Origin of the sequence: Streptomyces pathocidini (assembly GCF_001418495.1) — a bacterium.
GTDB classification, from domain to species: Bacteria; Actinomycetota; Actinomycetes; order Streptomycetales; family Streptomycetaceae; genus Streptomyces; species Streptomyces pathocidini.
The window spans coordinates 1-2337 of record NZ_LIQY01000274.1; the positions used below are offsets into that span (position 1 = coordinate 1).

Genomic DNA, 2337 nt, shown 5'->3' on the forward strand with positions numbered 1-2337 from the left:
CCGTAGCCGCCCTGCTGCCCGTACGGGTCCTGGCCGTACTGGCCCTGCCCGTATGGCTGTTGGGGCGGCGGCGCGGACGGCCGGCGGTGCGGGCGGCGGCGCAGCGGGTCCTGGCTCGGGTCCAGGTACTGGACCTGGGTCTGCTCGTTGCGGTCCCGGGCGGCGCGCAGCTGGTTCTCCCACGGGTGCGGCCCGTCGGGAACCGGCGGCATCGCGCGCGTGGGGTCGGCCTCGCCTCCGGGGCCGCCGCCGTGCGGCAGGACCTGGGTCGGGTCGGCGTTCCCGCCCGCGCCGGCCGAAGGCAGCACGCTGGTCGCGGCGTTGGGGTCGTACGGGCCGGGCCCGCCACCGGGGGCCAGCACCTGGGTGGCGTCGGCGGCGTTGCCCAAGGGTGCGCCCGTGCCGGTGTCCGGGACGGGGGCGGGCGCCGGGTCGGGCGCGAGCAGCGCGCCGACGCCGAGGGCGGCCTCGGCCTGGGCCGGGGCCGCGTGCACGCCGACGCCGGAGGCGACCACGCGCAGGGCGCGGGCGAGGTTCTCGGCGCTGGGGCGCTGGTCCGGGTTCTTGCTCAGGCAGCGCTCGATGACCGTCCACAGGGGGTCGGGGAGCGTGGTGGGGCGGCGCGGCTCCTCGCTCAGGTGCTGGTGGAGCACCTCGAGGGCGGTGGCGCCGCCGAACGGGGGCCGCCCGGTGACCAGTTCGTAGAGCAGGATGCCGGCGCCGTAGATGTCGACGGCCGAGGTCTGCGGGCGGCCCTCGGCGGACTCCGGCGCGACGTACGCGGGCGTGCCGACGAACTCGTGGGTGCGGGTCAGACCCGGGGAGTCGGCGAGGCGGGCGATGCCGAAGTCGGTCAGCTTCGGGTGCATCTGGCCGTCGCCGTCGGCCAGCAGGACGTTGGCGGGCTTCAGGTCGCGGTGCACGACGCCGTCGGCGTGGCTGGCGGCCAGGGCGTCGGCGACCTGCGCGGTGAGGAGCGCGGCGGCGACCGGGGTGAAGGGGCCGTTCTCGCGCAGGTAGCGGTGCAGGTCGGGGCCCTCGACGAGGTCCATGACGAGAGCGAGGAGATCGCCCTCGACGACCAGGTCGCGGGTCCGCACGATGTTGGGGTGGGTGAGCCGCAGCAGCACGGACCGCTCGCGCAGGAAGCGCATCACGATGTCCGGGTCGCTCGCCAGCTCCTCCTTGAGGACCTTGATCGCCACGGTCTCGCCGGGCTGCCCCTGCACGGCCGCCTCGGCGCCCGCCGCCTCCCTCTGCCTGGCCCGCCAGACGGTGCCCGTGGCTCCGCGTCCTAGTACCTCCTCGAGGAGGTACTTGCTGCCTACCGGCCGCACGTCATGCGCTCCCTGATCGTCTGGTCTGGCTCGTCTGGTCTGGTCTGCTGGTCCGGATGCCCTTCGGTCCGGCTTCCCGTTCGGGCGGCCGCCCGAACGGGATGTCCCGGCCTTTCTGCCCGCTCCGGGCGCCGGAGGGGCCGGAGCCGTCCGACCCACTGTAGTGCCGACGTGCGGGAAGCAACCGGTGGCCGCCGGGGGCGGCTGTCGGCCGGGGTTTTACCTGGAAGACGCGGTTCCGGGCCCGGCGGTTGCCGGACGTACGGGACTTTTCGATTGCGTGGCGCTCGCGGAAGCCCGTCGTCGATTTAGCGACAAGTACGGTCACGACACGTCCGTGAGCAGGAACTTTCCTGCCGGCAACCGGCCCATTCAAGATCAATTCTGGGCGGAGGCGGGGCGGACTGTCAGCGGCAGGTGCGAGGATGCTCACCAGCACGGTAGCGGTGGGGAGCGGGGGCTCCGCGCGACGTGGTGACCTGTTACGTGCCGAGGTGCCCGTGCACGGCGGGGGGAGTCGGCCATCCCCGCCGCGCCAGGGCGGAAGGGACCGTTGACGGCGATGCAGATCCGGCTGACCGTCCTCGGGCCGCGCAGCGGCCAAGTCACGCGCGCCTGTGACGTAGTCGTCACGGCTCCGGCCGGGACCGCGCTCGCCGCGGTGGCGAGCGGGCTGGCGGCCGCGGTCGCGGCGGCGCCCGGTTCCGCCGGGCACGGACCGGCCTCCGGTGCCCCGGGCACCGACCCGGCGCCCGGCCCGTTGTCCGGCCCCTCCGGCCCCGTCGTGCTCTACGCGGGCGGGGAGCGGCTCGACCCGCAGCGCTGCGCGCTGGGCGAGCCCCCGCTGACGGACGGCGCGGTGCTCTCCCTCGGCGGGCCCGCCGATCCCGGCCGCCATCCGGGCGTGCCCCAGGAGGCACCCTCGGACGCGTCCGCCCAGCTGCACGTGGTCGCGGGCCCCGACTCGGGCGGCGTCCATCTGCTGCACGGCGGGCAGATC

Annotated in this window: 1 protein-coding gene and 1 pseudogene; one reads left to right on the plus strand and one right to left on the minus strand. The window is 75.6% G+C overall.

Going from position 1 to position 2337, the window contains the following annotated elements; translation table 11 throughout:
* A partial coding sequence (locus tag AOK16_RS14595) for a serine/threonine-protein kinase (protein WP_055472688.1) occupies nt 1-1337 on the minus strand: 1337 nt, incomplete at its 3' end.
* A 562-nt stretch (nt 1338-1899) separates the two neighbouring features.
* Here AOK16_RS14595 and AOK16_RS14600 point away from each other — a divergent pair.
* A pseudogene (locus AOK16_RS14600) lies at nt 1900-2337 on the plus strand (hypothetical protein); the annotation flags it as partial.